Annotated in this window: 11 protein-coding genes and 1 tRNA gene; 8 read left to right on the top strand and 4 right to left on the bottom strand. The window is 72.1% G+C overall.

The window, feature by feature from the left end; genetic code table 11:
* Positions 1–4 precede the first annotated feature (4 nt).
* Genes ACWEOZ_RS12495 through ACWEOZ_RS12520 form a run of 6 tightly spaced genes read left to right on the top strand, consistent with a single transcriptional unit; the run spans position 5 to position 6,942 of the window.
* Positions 5–1,441: a gamma-aminobutyraldehyde dehydrogenase gene (locus ACWEOZ_RS12495; protein WP_451910821.1), complete on the top strand. Its 1,437-nt coding sequence runs from the start codon at positions 5–7 to the stop codon at positions 1,439–1,441.
* A gap of 38 nt (positions 1,442–1,479) precedes the next feature.
* Complete coding sequence (locus tag ACWEOZ_RS12500) at positions 1,480–2,604, top strand: ABC transporter ATP-binding protein (RefSeq protein ID WP_451910822.1); 1,125 nt, start codon at positions 1,480–1,482, stop codon at positions 2,602–2,604.
* Between the two features lie 41 nt (positions 2,605–2,645).
* A complete protein-coding gene (locus ACWEOZ_RS12505) occupies positions 2,646–3,857 on the top strand; it encodes a polyamine ABC transporter substrate-binding protein (protein WP_451910949.1) in 1,212 nt (403 codons plus the stop codon).
* Between the two features lie 3 nt (positions 3,858–3,860).
* A complete protein-coding gene (locus tag ACWEOZ_RS12510; RefSeq protein WP_451910823.1) occupies positions 3,861–4,724 on the top strand; it encodes an ABC transporter permease in 864 nt (287 codons plus the stop codon).
* Complete coding sequence (locus ACWEOZ_RS12515; protein ID WP_451910824.1) at positions 4,721–5,548, top strand: ABC transporter permease; 828 nt, start codon at positions 4,721–4,723, stop codon at positions 5,546–5,548. Before ACWEOZ_RS12510 ends, ACWEOZ_RS12515 begins: the two co-directional genes overlap by 4 nt.
* Positions 5,549–5,550: 2 nt before the next feature.
* On the top strand, positions 5,551–6,942 hold the full coding sequence (locus ACWEOZ_RS12520) for an NAD(P)/FAD-dependent oxidoreductase (protein ID WP_451910825.1): 1,392 nt from the start codon (positions 5,551–5,553) through the stop codon (positions 6,940–6,942).
* An 18-nt stretch (positions 6,943–6,960) separates the two neighbouring features.
* Here the strand turns inward: ACWEOZ_RS12520 and ACWEOZ_RS12525 are convergent, their stop codons facing one another.
* Entirely contained in the window at positions 6,961–7,830 is an 870-nt protein-coding gene (locus tag ACWEOZ_RS12525; RefSeq protein ID WP_451910826.1) for an alpha/beta fold hydrolase, read from the bottom strand.
* Positions 7,831–7,900: 70 nt separating this feature from the next.
* Between ACWEOZ_RS12525 and ACWEOZ_RS12530 the strand changes: the two genes are divergently transcribed.
* A complete protein-coding gene (locus ACWEOZ_RS12530; RefSeq protein ID WP_451910827.1) occupies positions 7,901–11,167 on the top strand; it encodes a BTAD domain-containing putative transcriptional regulator in 3,267 nt (1,088 codons plus the stop codon).
* 156 nt (positions 11,168–11,323) lie between these two features.
* Positions 11,324–12,208: an MHYT domain-containing protein gene (locus ACWEOZ_RS12535; RefSeq protein WP_451910828.1), complete on the top strand. Its 885-nt coding sequence runs from the start codon at positions 11,324–11,326 to the stop codon at positions 12,206–12,208.
* Positions 12,209–12,435: 227 nt separating this feature from the next.
* Here the strand turns inward: ACWEOZ_RS12535 and ACWEOZ_RS12540 are convergent.
* The 3 genes from ACWEOZ_RS12540 to ACWEOZ_RS12550 all read right to left on the bottom strand — a co-directional run bounded on the left by ACWEOZ_RS12540 (position 12,436) and on the right by ACWEOZ_RS12550 (position 17,288).
* Positions 12,436–12,511 (bottom strand) — tRNA-His (locus ACWEOZ_RS12540).
* Between the two features lie 94 nt (positions 12,512–12,605).
* A complete protein-coding gene (gene orn / locus ACWEOZ_RS12545) occupies positions 12,606–13,196 on the bottom strand; it encodes an oligoribonuclease (protein WP_451910829.1) in 591 nt (196 codons plus the stop codon).
* 318 nt (positions 13,197–13,514) lie between these two features.
* On the bottom strand, positions 13,515–17,288 hold the full coding sequence (locus ACWEOZ_RS12550) for a hypothetical protein (protein WP_451910830.1): 3,774 nt from the start codon (positions 17,286–17,288) through the stop codon (positions 13,515–13,517).
* Between the last annotated feature and the right edge of the window lie 105 nt (positions 17,289–17,393).

Consider the following 17,393-nt stretch of genomic DNA (forward strand, 5'->3'; position numbering starts at 1 on the left):
TTCCGTGAGCACCGACCTACCGGTCCTGCGCAACTTCATCGGCGGGTCCGGCACGGACACCGCCGACGGCGTGACGTCAGCGGTCGTCGACCCGTGCACCGGTGACGCGTACGCGTACGCCCCGGTCTCCTCCGCCGGTGATGTCGCCGTCGCCATGCAGGCCGCGGAGGCCGGCTTCGAGGTGTGGCGGGACAGCACACCGGCCGAACGGCAGCGCGCCCTGTTGCGCATCGCCGACGCCGTCGAGGCCCGGGCCGACGAGATCATCGCCGCCGAATGCCGCAACACCGGCAAACCGGTCGAGGCCACCCGCCAGGAGGAGATGGCGCCGCTGCTGGACGAGCTGCGCTTCTTCGCCGGGGCCGCCCGGATGCTGGAGGGCAAGTCCGCCGGGGAGTACCTGCGCGACCACACCTCCTGGGTCCGCCGGGAGCCGATCGGCGTCTGCGCCCAGGTGACGCCGTGGAACTATCCGATGGTCATGGCGGTGTGGAAACTCGCCCCGGCCATCGCGGCCGGCAACGCGGTGGTGCTCAAGCCCTCCGACACCACCCCGGTCAGCACCCTGCTGCTCGCCGAGATCGCCGCCGAGTTCCTGCCGCCGGGCGTGCTCAATGTCGTCTGTGGTGACCGGGACACCGGCCGCGCGCTGGTGGTGCACCCCACCCCGCAGCTCGTCTCGATCACCGGCTCCACCCGGGCCGGCATGGAGGTCGCCGCCGCGGCCGCCGCTGACCTCAAGAAGGTCCACCTGGAGCTGGGCGGCAAGGCCCCGGTCATCGTCTTCGACGACGTCGACCTGGAAGCGACCGCCGCGGCCGTGGCCGGCGCGGGCTACTTCAACGCCGGGCAGGACTGCACCGCCGCCACCCGCGTGCTGGTGCACGCCCGGGTCGCGGCCGACTTCACCGACGCGCTGGCCGCCGCGGCCCGAAACACCAAGGTGGGTGGCCCGGCCGACCCGGGCGCCTACTTCGGGCCGGTCAACAACGTCGCCCAGCTGGACCGGGTGCGCGGATTCCTGGACCGCACGCCCGACCACGCCCGGGTGGTCACCGGCGGGCGGCGCATCGGTGACCGCGGCTACTTCGTCGAGCCGACCGTCGTGGCCGGCCTGCGCCAGCGCGACGAGATGATCCAGGACGAGATCTTCGGCCCGGTCATCACGGTGCAGGAGTTCGACACCGAGGACGGCGCCGTGCGCTGGGCCAACGACGTGCGCTTCGGCCTGAGCGCGAGCGTCTGGACCCGTGACCACGGCCGGGCGATGCGGGTGTCGCGCCGGCTGAACTTCGGCGCGGTGTGGATCAACACCCACCTGCCGTTCGTGTCCGAGATGCCGCACGGCGGCTACGGCCACTCCGGCTACGGCAAGGACCTCTCGATGTACGGGTTCGAGGAGTACACCCGCATCAAACACGTGATGAGCCATCTGGGCTGACCCGGCCCGCCCGTCCCCCCGCGCGCGAAGAGGTACGCATGACCACTGCTATTGACGAGGACCCCGGCCAGCCGGCCATCGAGCTCGCCGGCGTGCACAAGGACTACCTGTCGCACGGCGAGACCGTGCAGGCCGTACGCCGGATGGACCTGAGGATCGCGCAGAGCGAGTTCTTCTCCCTGCTGGGCCCGTCGGGCTGCGGCAAGACCACCACGATGCGGATGATCGCCGGCTTCGAGGAGCCGACCGGCGGCACGGTGTTCCTGGACGGCCGGGACGTCACCCGCGTCTCGCCCAACAAGCGCGACGTGAACATGGTGTTCCAGTCGTACGCGTTGTTCCCGCACCTGAACGCGTACCAGAACGTGGCTTTCGGGTTGGAGCGCAAGAAGGTCGACAAGGCCGAGATCCGCCGCCGGTGCGGCGAGATCATGGAGATCGTCTCGCTGACCGGCATGGAGAAGCGGGCCCCGCGCGAGATGTCCGGCGGGCAGCAACAGCGGGTGGCGCTGGCCCGGGCGCTGGTCAACCGGCCGCGGGCGCTGCTGCTCGACGAGCCGCTGGGCGCGCTGGACCTCAAGCTGCGCCAGCAGATGCAGGTCGAGCTCAAGCGGATCCAGCGCGAGGTCGGCATCACCTTCGTCTACGTGACGCACGACCAGGGCGAGGCGCTGACCATGTCGGACCGCATCGCGGTCATGGACGCGGGCCGCATCGACCAGCTCGGCTCCCCGCGGGAGATCTACGAACGGCCGGCGACCCGCTTCGTGGCCGGCTTCATCGGCACCTCGAACCTGCTCGACGGCACGGTGGAGAGCATCACCGGCGACGTCGCGCTGCTGAGCTACGGCGAGGGCGAGCGGGTGCTGGTGCCGGTCAGCGGGGCCATGAAGGTCGGCGACGACCTCGAGGTCTCGGTGCGGCCGGAGAAGATCGACCTGTCCCAGGAGGCCCCCGCCGGGACCGGCACCAGCGTGCTCAGCGGCGTGGTGACCGAGGTCGTCTACCACGGCACCTCGACCAACTACACGGTCAAGACCTCGGCCGGCCCCGACCTGGTGATCTTCGACCAGAACGCCTTCTCCGCCGAGGATCTCGCCGGCCCCGGCGACCGCGTGTACCTCAGCTGGAGCCCGCAGCACTCTTACCCGATCGGAGTCTGATCGTGCAGTCGAACCTCCCCGACCCCTCCCTGATCCGCGGCCTGACCCAGCGGCGGCTCGGCCGGCGCGACGCGTTGCGGGTGTCCGGCCTGTCGGCGTTCGCCATGGCGCTGGCCGCCTGCGGCGTCAAGGGCACCGGGTCGACCGCGCCGAGCGCCCCCGCCCCCGACGCGGTGGCCAAGTACTGGGCCGGCAAGACCAGCAACGGCAATGTGAACTTCGCCAACTGGCCGCTCTACATGGACCCGGAGCAGCCCGAGCTGAAGAAGTTCACCAAGGCCACCGGCGTCACGGTGAAGTACCAGGAGGTCATCCAGGAGATGGGGCCCTGGTTCGCCAAGGTCCAGCCGCAGCTCGCGGCCGGTCAGTCGATCGGCTACGACCTCATGGTGATCACCAACGGCATCCAGTTCAAGCAGTTCGTGGACTCCGGCTTCCTGGCCCCGCTGGACCACTCCAAGCTGCCGAACTACGTGGCCAACGCCGACCCGTCGTACGCGAGCACCGCCTACGACAAGGGCAACGTCTACTCCGTGCCGTGGACCTCCGGGATCACCGGCATCGCGTACGACCCGAAGAAGATCACCCGGCCCATCACCAAGCTGGCCGACCTGTGGGACCCCGCGTTCAAGGGCAAGGTCGGCATGTACTCCGACACCCAGGAGCTGGCCAACTTCGGCCTGATGGCGCTCGGCCTCAACCCGGACGAGTCCACCCCGGAGGACTGGAAGAAGGCCGCCGAGAAGCTCAAGGAGCAGAAGAGCGCGGGCCTGGTGCGCAACTACTACGACCAGAGCTACGTGGACGCCCTCGGCAAGGGCGAGGTGTGGATCACCCAGGCCTGGTCCGGCGACATCTTCCAGAAGAACGTCTCGGACGGCACCGACTTCAAGTTCGTGATCCCGGAGGAGGGCGGCACGATCTGGACGGACAACTTCGCCATCCCGATCACCGCGCAGAACCCGCTGGACGCGATCAAGCTGATGGACTTCTTCTACGAGGTGGAGAACGCGGCCACGCTGGCCGAGTACATCAACTACGTGTGCCCGGTGCCGGCCGCGCAGGAGCAGATCAAGAAGGACGCGGCCAAGCTGTCGGGCGACGACAAGAAGACCATGGAGGCGGTCGCCACCAGCCCGCTCGTCTTCCCGGCGCAGAGCGACTACGCGAAGCTGCACTACTACGTGGACTTCAAGTCGACCGCCGAGCAGCAGCAGTTCCAGAGCATCTTCGAACCGATCGTGCTGGCCTGAGCCGTGTCGCGTTCACGCCGGGTGCTCGCGCCCTACCTGCTGATCCTGCCGGGCGGCCTGTGGCTGCTGCTGTTCTTCGTGATCCCGATGGTGACGATGCTGTCGCTGTCGCTGCAAGAGGGTGACGTCGTCTCCGGGTACGTGTTCACCGGGCACTGGCAGACCTACGTGGACGCGATCGGCAACTACCGCACGCAACTGGTCCGCTCGCTGATCTATGGAGCCGTCACCACGGTCATCCTGATCGTGCTGGCGTTCCCGGTGGCGTACTGGATCGCGTTCTACGGTGGCCGGCGCAAGCCGACCTACCTGTTCCTGCTGCTGCTGCCGTTCTTCGTGTCGTTCGTGCTGCGCACCATCTCGTGGCGCTACATCCTCACCGACGAGGGCATGCTGCTCGGCCCGCTGAAGAGCGCCGGGGTGCTGCCGGACAGCTTCCACATCCTCGGCACCCCGGTGGCGGTGATCGGCGGGCTGGTCTACAACTTCCTGCCGTTCATGATCCTGCCGGTCTACGTGGCCCTGGAACGCATCGACCCCCGGGTGGTCGAGGCCGCCCGCGACCTGTACGCGGACCCGGCCACCGCCTTCCGCAAGGTGATCCTGCCGCTGGCCCTGCCCGGCGTCTTCGCCGGCGTACTGATGACCTTCGTGCCGGCCAGCTCCGACTACGTCAACTCGGCGGTGCTGGGCAGCTCGTCGACCACGATGATCGGGCAGGTCATCCAGTCGCAGTACCTGACCAGCTCCAACTATCCGACCGCCTCGGCCCTGTCCTTCACGCTGATGGCGGTGCTGCTGATCGGGGTCTTCGCCTATGCCCGGGCGCTGGGCACGGAGGACGTGATGAAGGTGGCCGCGCGATGACCACGGTCGAGGAAGCCCCCGCGGTCACCCCGCGCCGGTCCCGGCTGACCGGCGGGCGGGCCCTGTACATCTACACCTGGGTGATCATCGCGTGGCTGACGCTGCCGGTGCTCATCATGATCCTGTTCGGTTTCAACGACACCCCGGGCCGCTACAACCAGACCTGGGAGGGCTTCACCCTCAAGTGGTACGGCCGGGTCTTCGCCCTCGACGAGCTGACCAAGGCCCTGGTGATCTCGCTGGTCGTCGCGGTGCTCACCGCGGTCGTCGCGGGCGCGCTGGGCACCGGCATCGGCTACGCGCTGGGCCGCTACCGGTTCCGCGGTTCGGGCACCGTCAACCTGATCATGTTCGCCACCATGTCCTCTCCCGAGCTGGTGATGGGCGCCTCGCTGCTGACGCTCTTCGTCTCCCTGGGCGTCGGGCTGGGCGCCACGACGATCACCATCGCGCACATCATGTTCTCGATCTCGTTCGTCGCGGTGGTGGTGCGGGCCCGGGTGCTGACCCTGGACCGCTCGGTCGAGGAGGCGGCGGCGGACCTGGGCGCCAACCCGTGGACCACGTTCTGGCGGATCACCTTCCCGATCATCATGCCCGCGGTGATGTCCGGCATGCTGCTGGCCTTCGCCCTGAGCATCGACGACTTCGTGGTCACCAACTTCACCGCGGGCACCACCACGACGTTCCCGCTGTGGATCTGGGGCGCGACCCGGGTCGGCCTGCCGCCGCAGGTCAACGTGATGGGCACGCTGATCTTCGTGGGCGGGGTGCTGATCGCGGTGATCAGCAGCGTGCGGTCGCGGCCCCGGAAGAATTCCTGAGCATGGTGGCGCGCGCGCTCGCCGACGCGGTGCCCGAGCCCTACTGGCTCGGGCAGGCGGGCGCGCCGCCGGCCGCCGACCCGCTGGACGGGATCGGCACGGCGGACCTGGCCGTGGTCGGCGCCGGCTACAGCGGGCTGTGGACGGCGCTGCTGGCCAAGGAACGCGACCCCGGCCGCGACGTCGTGGTGATCGAGGCCGGTACGGCGGGGTGGGCGGCCTCCGGGCGCAACGGCGGGTTCTGCGCGGCCAGCCTCACCCACGGCTTCGACAACGGACTGAGCCGTTTCCCCGACGAGATGGACGCCCTCGAGCGGCTCGGCCGGGCCAACCTGGACGGCATCGAGCAGACCGTCCAGCGGTACGGGATCGAGTGCGACTTCGCCCGCACCGGGGAACTCAACGTGGCGACCGCGGACTGGCAGGTGCGGGAGCTGGCCGCGTACCACGCCGAGGCCACCGCCCGCGGGCTGGACGTCACGCTGCTGGACCGCGACCAGGTCCGCGCCGAGGTCGACTCCCCCACCTATCTCGGCGGGGTCTGGGACCGTACCGGCTGCGCGATGGTGGACCCGGCCCGCCTGGTCTGGGGGCTGCGCCGGGCCTGCCTGCAGCTGGGCGTCCGGATCCACGAGTACTCCCCGGTCGAGCGGATCAGCACCACCCGCACCGGGCTCAGCCTGCACACCTGGCGCGGGCGGCTGGACGCGGCGAAGGTCGCGCTGGCCACCGGGGCGCACGGCAACCTGCTGCGCCGGCTGCACCACTACGTCGTCCCGATCTACGACTACGTCCTGATGACCGAGCCGCTGACCGCCGCGCAGCTCGCCTCGCTGGGCTGGGCGCACCGGCAGGGGGTGGGCGACGCGGGCAACCAGTTCCACTACTACCGGCTCACCGCGGACAACCGGATCCTGTGGGGCGGCTACGACGCGATCTACTACCGGGGCGGGCGGATCAGCCCGGAACGCGACCAGCGCGAGGCCACCTTCGCGGTGCTGGCCGAGCACTTCGCGCAGACCTTCCCCCAGCTCGACGGCGTGCGTTTCACGCACAAGTGGGGCGGCGTGATCGACACGTGCAGCCGGTTCAGCGGGTTCTTCGGTACGGCGCACAGCGGCCGGCTCGCGTACGCGGTGGGCTACACCGGGCTGGGCGTGGGAGCGACCCGCTTCGGCGCCAACGTGATGCTGGACCTGCTCGCCGGCGACCGTACCGAGCTGACCCGGCTGAAGATGGTGCGCCGCAAACCGGTGCCGTTCCCGCCGGAACCGGTGCGGTCCGGGGTGATCGAGCTGACCCGCTGGTCGATCGCCCGGGCCGACGCCCACGAGGGCCGCCGCAACGTCTGGCTGCGCACCCTGGACAAGGTCGGCCTCGGCTTCGACTCCTGAGGCCGGCCCGGGTGATCGCTACCGGCTCAGCAGCCCGCGCAACGCCTTGACCACCTCGGCCGGGGCCTCCTCCGCCATGTAGTGGCCGCACGAGACCGTACGGTGCTCCAGGTCCGGCGCCCAGGCCCGCCAGATGGCCGCCGCGTCGAAGCCCAGCGCCGCACCCCAGTCCTGCTGCAGCACCGTGACCGGCATCCGGAGCTGCTTGCCCGCCGCCCGGTCGGCGCGGTCGTGCTCCACGTCGACGCCGGCCGAGGCGCGGTAGTCCGCGACGATCGACGGGACGGCCTCGCGGCAGGCCCGCAGATAGGCGGCGCGCACGTCGGCCGGGATGGCCTGCGGGTCCTGGGTCCAGATGTCGAGGAAGTGACCGAAGAAGGCGTCCGGGGCGGCCCCGATCAGCTCCTCGGGCAGGCCGGGCGGCTGGGCCATCAGATACAGGTGGAAGCCCACCGCGGCGCTGACGCCGTGCATGACGTCCCACATGTCCAGCGTCGGGAGCACGTCCAGCGAGGCGAGGTGGGTGACCACTTCCGGGTGGTCCAGCCCGGCCCGGATGGCGACCAGGGCTCCACGGTCGTGCCCGGCCAGGGCGAAACGGTCGTGGCCCAGCGCGCGGGCCAGCGCCACGATGTCGGCGGCCATGGTCCGCTTGGCGTACGCGTCGCCTGCGGGCTTGTCGCTCGCGCCGTAGCCCCGCAGGTCGGGGCAGATCACGGTGTGGTCGGCGGCGAGGTCGGCGGCGACGTGCCGCCACATCAGGTGGGTCTGCGGGAAGCCGTGCAGCAGCACGATCGGGCTGCCCGAGCCGCCGACCGCGACGTTGAGCGCCACGTTCTCGGCGACGGTGACCCGCTGGTAGTCGAATCCGGTGATCGAAGGGTTCATGCCGGCCAGGTTGCCCGGGCGGGATCAGCAGTGGATCAGCAACGGATCAACGCGCTGCTTAGATGGGGTCATGGTGGCCTTCGGCGTGCTCGGACCCGTGCGGGCGAGCACCGCGCTGGGCCCCGTACCGCTGAAGGGTCCCCGGCACCGGGCCGTGCTGGCCCGCCTGCTGATCGCGCGCGGCCGGGTCGTGCCGGTCGACCTGCTGGTCGACGACCTGTGGGAGCAGCCCCCGCCGGGGGCCGTCCCGGCCCTGCGCACCTTCGTGTCGGATCTGCGCCGGGCCCTGGAGCCCGGCCGCCCGCCGCGGCAGCCGGCCCGGCTACTGGTCACCGCACCTCCGGGGTACGCGCTGACGGCAGCCCCGGACGCGGTGGACGCCTGGCGGTTCGAGTCGGCCGTGCTCGCGTCGGGCGATCTGCTCGCCGCCGGGGATGCGGCTCGGGCGCTGGCCGAGCTGGACGCGGCGCTCGCCCTCTGGCGAGGACCCGCGTACGCGGAGTACGCCGACCAGCACTGGGCCCGCGCCGAGATCGACCGCCTCGACGAGCTGCACATGCTGGCGACCGAACGCCGCGCCGAGGCGCTGCTCGCCCTGGGCCGGCCCGCCGACGCCGCCTCCGACCTGCAGGCCCACGCCACCGCCCAGCCGTTACGCGAGGACGCCTGGCAGCTGCTGGCCACCGCCCTCTACCGCGCCGGGCGCCAGGGCGAGGCGCTGACCGCCCTCCGCCGGATCCGCGCGACGCTGGCGACCGAGCTCGGCGTCGATCCCGGCCCGCGCCTGCGCAAATTGGAGACCGACATCCTGGCCCAGGCGCCGCACCTGAGCCCGCCCGAGCCCGTCACGCCGCCGGCGCCGGAACTCGCCGGCCGGCAGGACGAGCTGGCCCAGCTGGTACGGGCAGCCGAGGACGTCGCCGCCGACGGCCGGTCCGGGCTCGCACTGATCTCCGGTGAGGCCGGAGCCGGCAAGACCGCCCTGGCCGAGGCGCTGACCCACCGCCTGGCCCAGCTGGGCTGGACGGCCACCTGGGGACGCAGCCCCGACCACGAGGGCGCGCCGGTGACCTGGCCGGGAACCCAGGACGCGGCGCAGCCGGCCGGGGATCCCGCTGTGGCCCGGGTCCGGCGGCGGCAGGCCGCGGTGGCCCAGCTGACCGCACCAGCGGCTCGGGGACCGGTTCTGCTGGTCGCCGACGACCTGCACCTGGCCGATGAGGCGACACTGGACCTGGTCGCCGCGCTGGCCACGGAGCCGGTGCCGGTGCTGGTGGTGGGAACGTTCCGGGCCGCCGAGATCACGCCGGAGCTGACGGCGGCGCTGGCCCGGTTCGCCCGGACCGAACCCGTGCGGGTGTATCTGAGCGGACTCGACGAGGAGGCGACGGCGGCGCTGGCCCGTACCGTCGCCGGGGCCGAACTGGACGTACCGGCCGCGCGGCTGATCCATCGCCGCAGCGGCGGCAATCCGTTCTTCGTGCGTGAGCTGGCGCGGCTGGTCGTCGCCGAGGGCCGGGCGGCCCTGGAGCAGGTGCCGGCCGGGGTTCGCGACCTCATCCGGCACCACCTGGCCCGGCTGCCCGAAGCCGCGCAGACCGTGCTGCGGCAAGCCTCGGTGCTGGGACGTGACGTCGACGCGGACGTGCTGGCCGCGCTCCCTGGAACGGCCGACGACGCCTTGGACGCCCTCGACGCCGGCCTGCGGGCCGGTCTGCTCTCGGAGGACGGGCCTGGTCGGCAGCTCAGGTTCACCCACGTGCTGGTCCGGGACACGATCTACGGCGACCTGTCCGCGCTGCGTCGCGCTCATTGGCATGCCGCCGCGGGTGCGGTGTGGGAACGACTGCATCCTGAGGACGTCACCGCGCTGGCCCACCACTTCGCCCGCGCGGGGACGCCGGGGACCGCGGCGCGGGCTGCGCACTACAGCGGGGTGGCGGCTGATCTGGCGGAACGTAGTTCCCGGCCGCATGAGGCGGTTCGGTTGTGGCGGCAGGCTCTGGATGCCCATGACCGCGGTGCGCAGGCGGACGGCTCCGGCTTGCTGGCTGACGGCGGCCTGGGCCGATCGACCAACGGCGGCCTCGCCCGGTTCGCTGACGGCGGCCCCACCCGGCTGGCTGACGGCGGCCCAGGTCGGCTGACTGACGGCGACCCAGGTCGGCTGACTGACGGCGACCCAGGTCGGCTGGCTGACGGCCGGGGGCGGTTGGCCGCTGTCATGGGGTTGGGGCGGGCCCTGGCCGTGACCGGGCATCTGGATGAGGCGCGCCGGCACCGGGCCGAGGCTGTCGCCGCCGTCCGGCAGATCGACGACCCGGACCTGGCCGCGAGCGTCCTCGCCGCCTTCGACGTGCCGGCCGTCTGGACCCGCAACGACGACGACCGGCTCTCCGCGCAGATCGTCGAGCTGGCCGAACGCACCCTGGCCGCGCTCGGCCCGGACCGGCCGGAACAGCGCAGCCGGCTGCTCAGCACGATCGCCCTGGAGCTGCGCGGCACCACCACCGACCGCGGCGACCGGGCTGCGCGGGAGGCCGAGGCCATCGCCCGGCGGACCGGGGACCCGGGGCTGCTGGCGTTCGCGCTCAACGCGCGGTTCATGCACACGTTCAGCCGGACGGGGCTGGCCCGGGAGCGGGCCGGGATCGGCGCTGAACTGGTCGCGGTGGCCGCCCGGCACGAGCTGGTCACCTTCGAGGTCCTCGGTCATCTCATCCTGGTCCAGGCCCATGGTGCTCTCGGTGAGCCGGCTGTCGCCGATGCCCACGCCCAGGCAGCGGACGAGCTTGCCGAACGTTACGACCTGCCGCTGGTCGGGGTGCTGACCCAGTGGTACCGCGCGCTGCGGCTGGCCATGGACGGGCGGACCGGCGAGGCGGCGGGCGCGTACCGGGCGGCCCAGGCCAGGTTGAACGGCAGCGGCATGCCGGGGATGGCGGACGGGCTGCTGGCGCTGGCGCTGCTCAGCCTGGATCTGGACGGTGCGCCCGACGGGGACTTCGGCCCGTACGAGCCTTGGGCCCGGCCCTTGGTCCTGCTGGCCGGCGGCGCGGTCGCCGGCCGCGCGGTCGATGGGCACGCGGGCGATGGCCGGGAGCGGGCGGCTGCTGCTCTGCGCGCGGTCCCTGAGTCGCCGCACGACCTGCTGTGGGAAGCGCGGCTGTGCCTGGTGGCCCGCGCCGCCGAGGCCCTCGACGATCAGTCCACGCTGGCCCGGGTCCGCGCCGAACTCCGCCCGGCCGCCGGAGAGCTGGCCGGAGCTGGCAGCGGCCTGATCACCCTGGGTCCAGTCAATGATTACCTGGGGCAACAGTCCCCTCGTCCGTCCTGACCGATCGTTCCGGTCGACGGTCACGCCGGGCCTCCGAACAGTCAGGAATGCCCCCTACCAACGTCGATTTCCGCCCCGGGCGCCCTTCATGCCGATGCCGAACGCGAATAAGCCAGGAAGGATGCATCGGTAGGTCGATCAAGGGAGTGACCAGGCATGGCGCAGATCCACCACTTCGAGCACGGCTGGCTGACGCCGACGTTCAGCTACACGCTGTCCGTGCTGGGCTCCCTGCTCGGGCTGGTGTGCGCGGTCCGGCTGCGCACGGCGCCGAGCGCGGGCTGGCGCGCCTGGTGGCTGACCCTGGCCGCGGTCGCGATCGGTGGCACCGGCATCTGGACCATGCACTTCGTGGCGATGCTGGGCTTCAGCGTGGTGGGCATGCCCATCCGGTACGACGTCCCGGTGACTGCCCTCAGCGCCCTGATCGCCATCAGCGCCGTCGCCATCGGCCTGTCGATCGCCGCCCGCGGCACCAGGGTCCAGGGCGCCCGCCTGATCATCGGCGGCCTCTTCGCCGGCCTGGGCGTGGCCGCGATGCACTTCACCGGCATGTACGCGATGCACCTCGACGGCACCATCGACTACATGACCAGCCGCGTCGTAGCGGCGGTGGCGATCGCCGTGGTGGCGGCGACCGTGGCGCTGTGGCTGGCCATGACGGTCCAGCGACCCCTGGCGATCCTGGCGTCCGCGCTGGTCATGGGCGTCGCGGTCAACGGCATGCACTTCACGGGCATGTCGGCGATGTCGGTCCGGCCGGACCCCGGGGCGACCGGCGCGTCGGTGACGGGAGCCAACGCGAGCACGCTGCTCATCCCGATCGGCCTGACCGTGATCTTCGGCGTCCTCGGCCTGGTGTACGCGCTGATGGCGGCCCCGACCGAGGAGGACCGCGCGGCCGCGGCATACCTGGCCGAGCGGCTGGAACGCGAGAACGACGACGACCTGTACGAGCCGGCGCCGCAGCAGGGACCCAACGGGCGGCGGATGCCGACGGGTGGAGCTGCTTGGACCTTCCGGGACCGCGCGGGCCAATAGGCAGCGCTTTCCCGCGGGCGTCGATCTTTTGTCGATCGGCGCCCCGCCGCAGTCGTCGGGTGGTCGATCCGGCGCTGCGGCGTTTTCCGTCGGCGGCGCGTTCAGCAGTCGCCTGCACAACTACCTTTCGGGAAGCTCCCCGCGCAGGCGGTCAACGCCGGCCGCCCAGGCACAAACGGCGGAAGGGCCAGCCGCGAATGCGACTGACCCTTCCGACCTGACTGCTCTGGGGTGACCGACGGGACTTGAACCCGCGACCCCCGGGACCACAACCCGGTGCTCTACCAGCTGAGCTACGACCACCATGCCGCCTTGCCGCGGAACCCCGCGGCGCGTGCCGGACAAGCATAGCCGCAGCCCCCACCGAGTCGTCGACCGGGTTACCGCTCGGCGTGGCTCACAGCTCCGCGGCGATCGCCCGGGCCTGGTCGACGTCCGGACCGGGCAGCGGCACGAACACCGTGCGGCGGTAGTACTCGAGCTCGCGGATGCTCTCGCGGATGTCGGCGAGGGCCCGGTGGGCCAGGCCCTTCTGCGGCTGACCGAAGTACACCCGCGGATACCAGCGGCGGGCCAGCTCCTTGATCGAGGAGACGTCGATCATGCGGTAGTGCAGGAAGTCGTCCAGCGCCGGCATGTCGCGGGACAGGAAACCCCGGTCGGTGGCGATGGAATTGCCACACAGCGGCGCCGAGCGGGGATTGGGCACAAACTGCTTGATGTACGCGAGGACGGCCTCTTCGGCCTCCGCCATGGTGACGGTGGAACGGCGTACCTCGTCGGTGAGGCCGGACTTGGCGTGCATGTCGCGCACGACCTCCGGCATCGCGTCCAGGGCCGCGTCGTCGGCATGGATGACGAGGTCGATGCCGTCGCCGAGAACGTCGAGATCGGGACCGGTCACCAACGCGGCCACCTCGATCAGGGCATCTTTGCCCAGGTCGAGACCCGTCATCTCACAGTCGATCCACACCAGAAGATCCGCCACCCGCTCAGCCTACGCGCCGGGCGGAAACCGTGTCGCCGCGTCCGCCGTACCCACCCGCCGGGGACACCACACCCGCACCGGGCACGTTCACCCTGGATTGTCCGTATTAGCCCCAGGACTACCCACTTCCGCCGTCCAGGAGTTAAAGTGTGCTTAACGGACGAAGCCCCCCTTCGGTTACTCCGTTCCCCCGGTAAAAGGGCCCTCCGCGTCGGCAGCGCGGAGGGCCCTTTTCGGATGGATGAAGTTGTGACCCCAGACGCACCGAACGGCCGCAACCCCCTTCAGGAGGTCGCGGCCGCGCCGGCTGGTGCCTGATCAGTCCTTCGAACGCGAGCCACCCTTACGCGGCGGCCGGGTGAGCTTGATCGGTGGCTCCTGAGTAGCCGGATCAGGCGCGGGAAGCCCGGAAGCAGTGACATTCTTCCGCCGCCGCCGAGCGGCCGAGTCACCCCCGAGCAACTCCGCAACCTCCGCCTTGTACGCCGCCAGCCGCGAAAGCGAACCGTCCGGCTTGCGCTTGCCCTTGTCGCCCTTGTCCGCCTCGGCCGTGCCGACCTCAGCCTTGTCAACCTCGGCCGTCTCCCGCTCGACCTTGTCGGCGTCGACCTGGTTCGCCACGGCCTTGGCGGCGTCGACCACGGCCGGCTTGGCTTCTGCGGCCGCCCCCACACCAGCGGCGGGGCGGGCGTCAGCCGATCGGGTGACGGCGTTCGGCTGCGCCTGCATGCTGGTCGGGCGGGTGCGCTGCTCGGTGATGTGCGGGTCGGACTTCTCCGCAATGACCGTCTCCGCCCCGGCCGTCTTCACCTGGGTCGCCTCCGCCCTGGTCCCCTGCGCCGGCTCCGGCCGCGCCGCCACTGCCGGCGTCGGTTCGGCCTGTGTCGTCCGAGCCGAACCCACCTCCGTTTGCGAGGCCGGGCTGCTCGGCGTGTTCTGCCTCGCCGCGGGCCATGCCGGCGGGGTGCGGCCGGCGGTCGCCTGCTGGTCCGTGGTCACGGAGGAGGTCGAAGGCCGAACCGTCGTAGTGGTGCTCCCCGAGCTGGACGGCACCGGCTCGCGGTCCGGGTCGGCCGGGCGGGACGGGCCGGGCACGGACGGGCGTGGGGTCGTGGGGCTGCTCGGCGGGACCGGAGCCGGGCCCGTCGGTGCCGGCCTGGTCGGGGTCGGCGCGGTGCCCCTCGGCCCCGGCTGCGCTTGCGCCGCGACCGGCTGAGATCCCGGGCCCACAGGCTCCGAAACTCCGCCGGAAGCAACCGGACCAACGTGGTGCGGCTGCGGCGTGGTGGTCGGCGACGTCCGGGCCGACCCGGTCGACTGGGCCGGGGTCGTCGTCCCACCCGCCGCGACCGGACTCACACCCGACGCCGCAGGCTGGGCCGGAGCCGTCGTCCCGCCCGGCGCAACCGGACTCACACCCGACGCCGCAGGCTGGGCCGGAGCCGTCGTGCTGCTCGGCGCGACCGGGTTCGATGCCGCGGGCTGGGCCGGAGCCTGAGTGCCGGGCGCGGTGGCCGGGCGTGCTGCTGGGGCCTCCGGCCGGATCGACTTGACCGCCGTCGTTGCCGGCTCGGGCTGGACAGCCTTTGCCGCACCCCGGGGCTGGACTTGCTCGGCCTTCGCCGGTGTCGCGGTGTCCCCCGGCCGACCGGGCTTGGCCGGCTTCGCCGTCGGTGCCGGGACAGCGGGACGCGGTGTCGTCGGCGCGGTCCGGGCGTTCACTTCCGGGCTGTTCTTGTCCGGAGCTGATCCCTTGGCGACCGGGTTCGTGGCGCCCGGAGTAGTTGCCGCGGCTGAGCCGTCACCCGAGCCGGCCGGCCGGCCGGCGGCGGGCTTGTCCTCGGAGCGGCGCGAGGCGGCCGCGGCCTGGTCGACGGTCTTCGGCTGGTTCCTGGTCAGGCCGACCCGCCCGGAGTCCGCGCGGGTCAGACCGGTGGCCGCCCAGCCCGGCGACGAAGATCCGCCGAACAGGGCATTCCGCGGCGTGGCATCCGCCGGCCGCGCGGCCCTGGCCGGCGCGACCGCCTCGGAGTCGACGCCCGTCCCCGCCACATCGGGCTGACGAGATGCGCCGTCCTCCCCGGAAGCAGCACGCGGGCCCGCAACAGCCTTGGACACGACCGCCGCAGCTTCGGGCCGCGCAGCGCCAGGCGAACCCGCGTCCGCCTTGAGCACCGCAGCCCCGGTCGAACCCGCATCCGCCTTGAGCACCGCAGCCCCGGTCGAACCCGCATCCGCCTTGGACGCCGGAGCCCCGGACGAACCCGCATCCGCCTTGAGCGCCGGAGCCTCAGCGGAAGAGCCAGGTGAGGCAGCCGTGGCCATACCAGCCGCCGCCTGGGACGCAGCGACTGCGGGCGAAGCAGCAGCTGCCGGAGACGCCACACCCGCAGGCGAGACGCCGGCCGCCTTGAACGCGGCAGCCTCCGAGACGATGCCAGCCGGCTCAGGCGCGGCAGCCTCCGAAGAGGTGCCGGCCGCCTTGGGCGCGGAAGTGGCGCCAGCGGCCTGAGAAGCGGCAGCCGAGGAAGACCGGCCAGCCGCCGGAGCTGCGACAGCGCCGAACGCCCCGATCGCTGCCTTCGCCGGGGATTCGTCCGGAGCCCCAGCAGCAGCCCGGACAGCCGCCGCACCCGCAGCCGTCGCCCGCAGCGCAGCACTGCTGGCCGCAGCCGCCTGCGACACCGCAGTATCAGCTGCGCTGCCCTGCCCGCCATCAGCCGATTCTTGCGAAGCCGAAGCCGAAGCCGCCTGCTCGACCGAAGGCGACGTCTCCCCCACCTTCGGAGCGCCCAGCGGGGTGTTCAAGCTCTCCGACGTGGCCGTCGGCTTACGGGCCGCGTTGATCGCCGCGGCCGCCCGCACCTCGGTCTCGCGGGCCCGGGCCGCCGCAGTCTCCGCCACCCAGGCACCCACCGCCGACGCCTCGAAGATCGGGAGGTTGGTCGGCTGCGGGGTCGTCGTCGGGCGGCGCCGGCCCTGGCGATCGGTTCCGCGGCCGAACAGCGGGTCGTTCATCGGCGACGGGTCCGCCACCGAGCCCGGCGCCGGACGGTTCGCGATGAGGTCGAGGGGTTCGCCGGGAGCGGGCGCCGACTCGACGGACAGACCGGCGTCGACCGTTTCGGCGGCCGGACGGGCGGCCGGGGCCGGGGCCGGGGAACCTCCGGACGCCGACGCGCCCACCTGGGTGGGGGCCGGTGAGGTCATCGTCGCGGCGGCCGGCATCGGGATCGCCGCGCCGCGGCCGGACGACGGCCGTGAGGACGAGGACGGCGGCCAGGTCAGCGGGGGGCGGGAGCGCGGCTGGGAGTCCGCCAGGGTGCGGGGGCGGTGGGTGCCCGCGTGCCGGCCGCCGCCCGTACGGCTCAGGGGCAGGGGCGCGCCGATCGCCTGCATCAGGTCGGGGACCTGGCTCGGTTCGACCACGTAGACGACCTCGCGGCGCCGGGACGGCCAGCCCAGGACGATCATGCCGATCATCACCAGGAGGCTGCCCAGGATCAGCAGGGCCCAGGTGGCCTGGTTGAGCCAGCCGGGCAGGATGCTCGCCGAGCTCTCCAGGCGTACGCCGGGCTGGGCTGCCGGGTTCATCACCACCAGGCTGTAGCGGGTGTCGCGCAGCTCGCTCGGGTTCCAGTCGAGGGTGCCCGTGCCCGCCTTCAGCCAGAAGGCCTGCCGGCCCGGCAGCTGTTCCGGGGCGATGGTGCCCGGGCGCAGCTGGCCGGTCACCGGCAGCGCGCCGGTGCCCAGGTCGATCGAGGAGACCGCGATGTGCGGGACGTCGGCCAGGTAGCGGTCGACCGCCGCGGCCGGGGCGATGCCCAGGAACGCCGGGGCGCCGCTGGACTCGGCCGTCAGGCGCAGGCGGGTGTCGCCGAGCCGGACGAACGGGGCGTCCTTGCGGAGCAGCCCGTCGACGTCGTCGACGACCAGGGCGTACCCGGATGTGGCCACGCGCTGCAGGTCGCCGGTGAAGGCGCCGCCCGGGTCCCGGTGCTGCATGGCGGCCCAGAATGCGGACCCCACCAGCAGCGTCGGTAGTCCGGCTGTCAGCAACAGCATGCCGAGGATCGTGCGGAACACCCGCATCTCGATCTCCCCCTTCTCGGTGGTACTGCGCAGACCATACAGACCGAAATAACACCAAATTGGATAAACAGTTACTTAGGCCCCGAGACGTATGACAATGGCCCG

The sequence above is a fragment of the Actinoplanes sp. NPDC004185 genome, assembly GCF_053603475.1.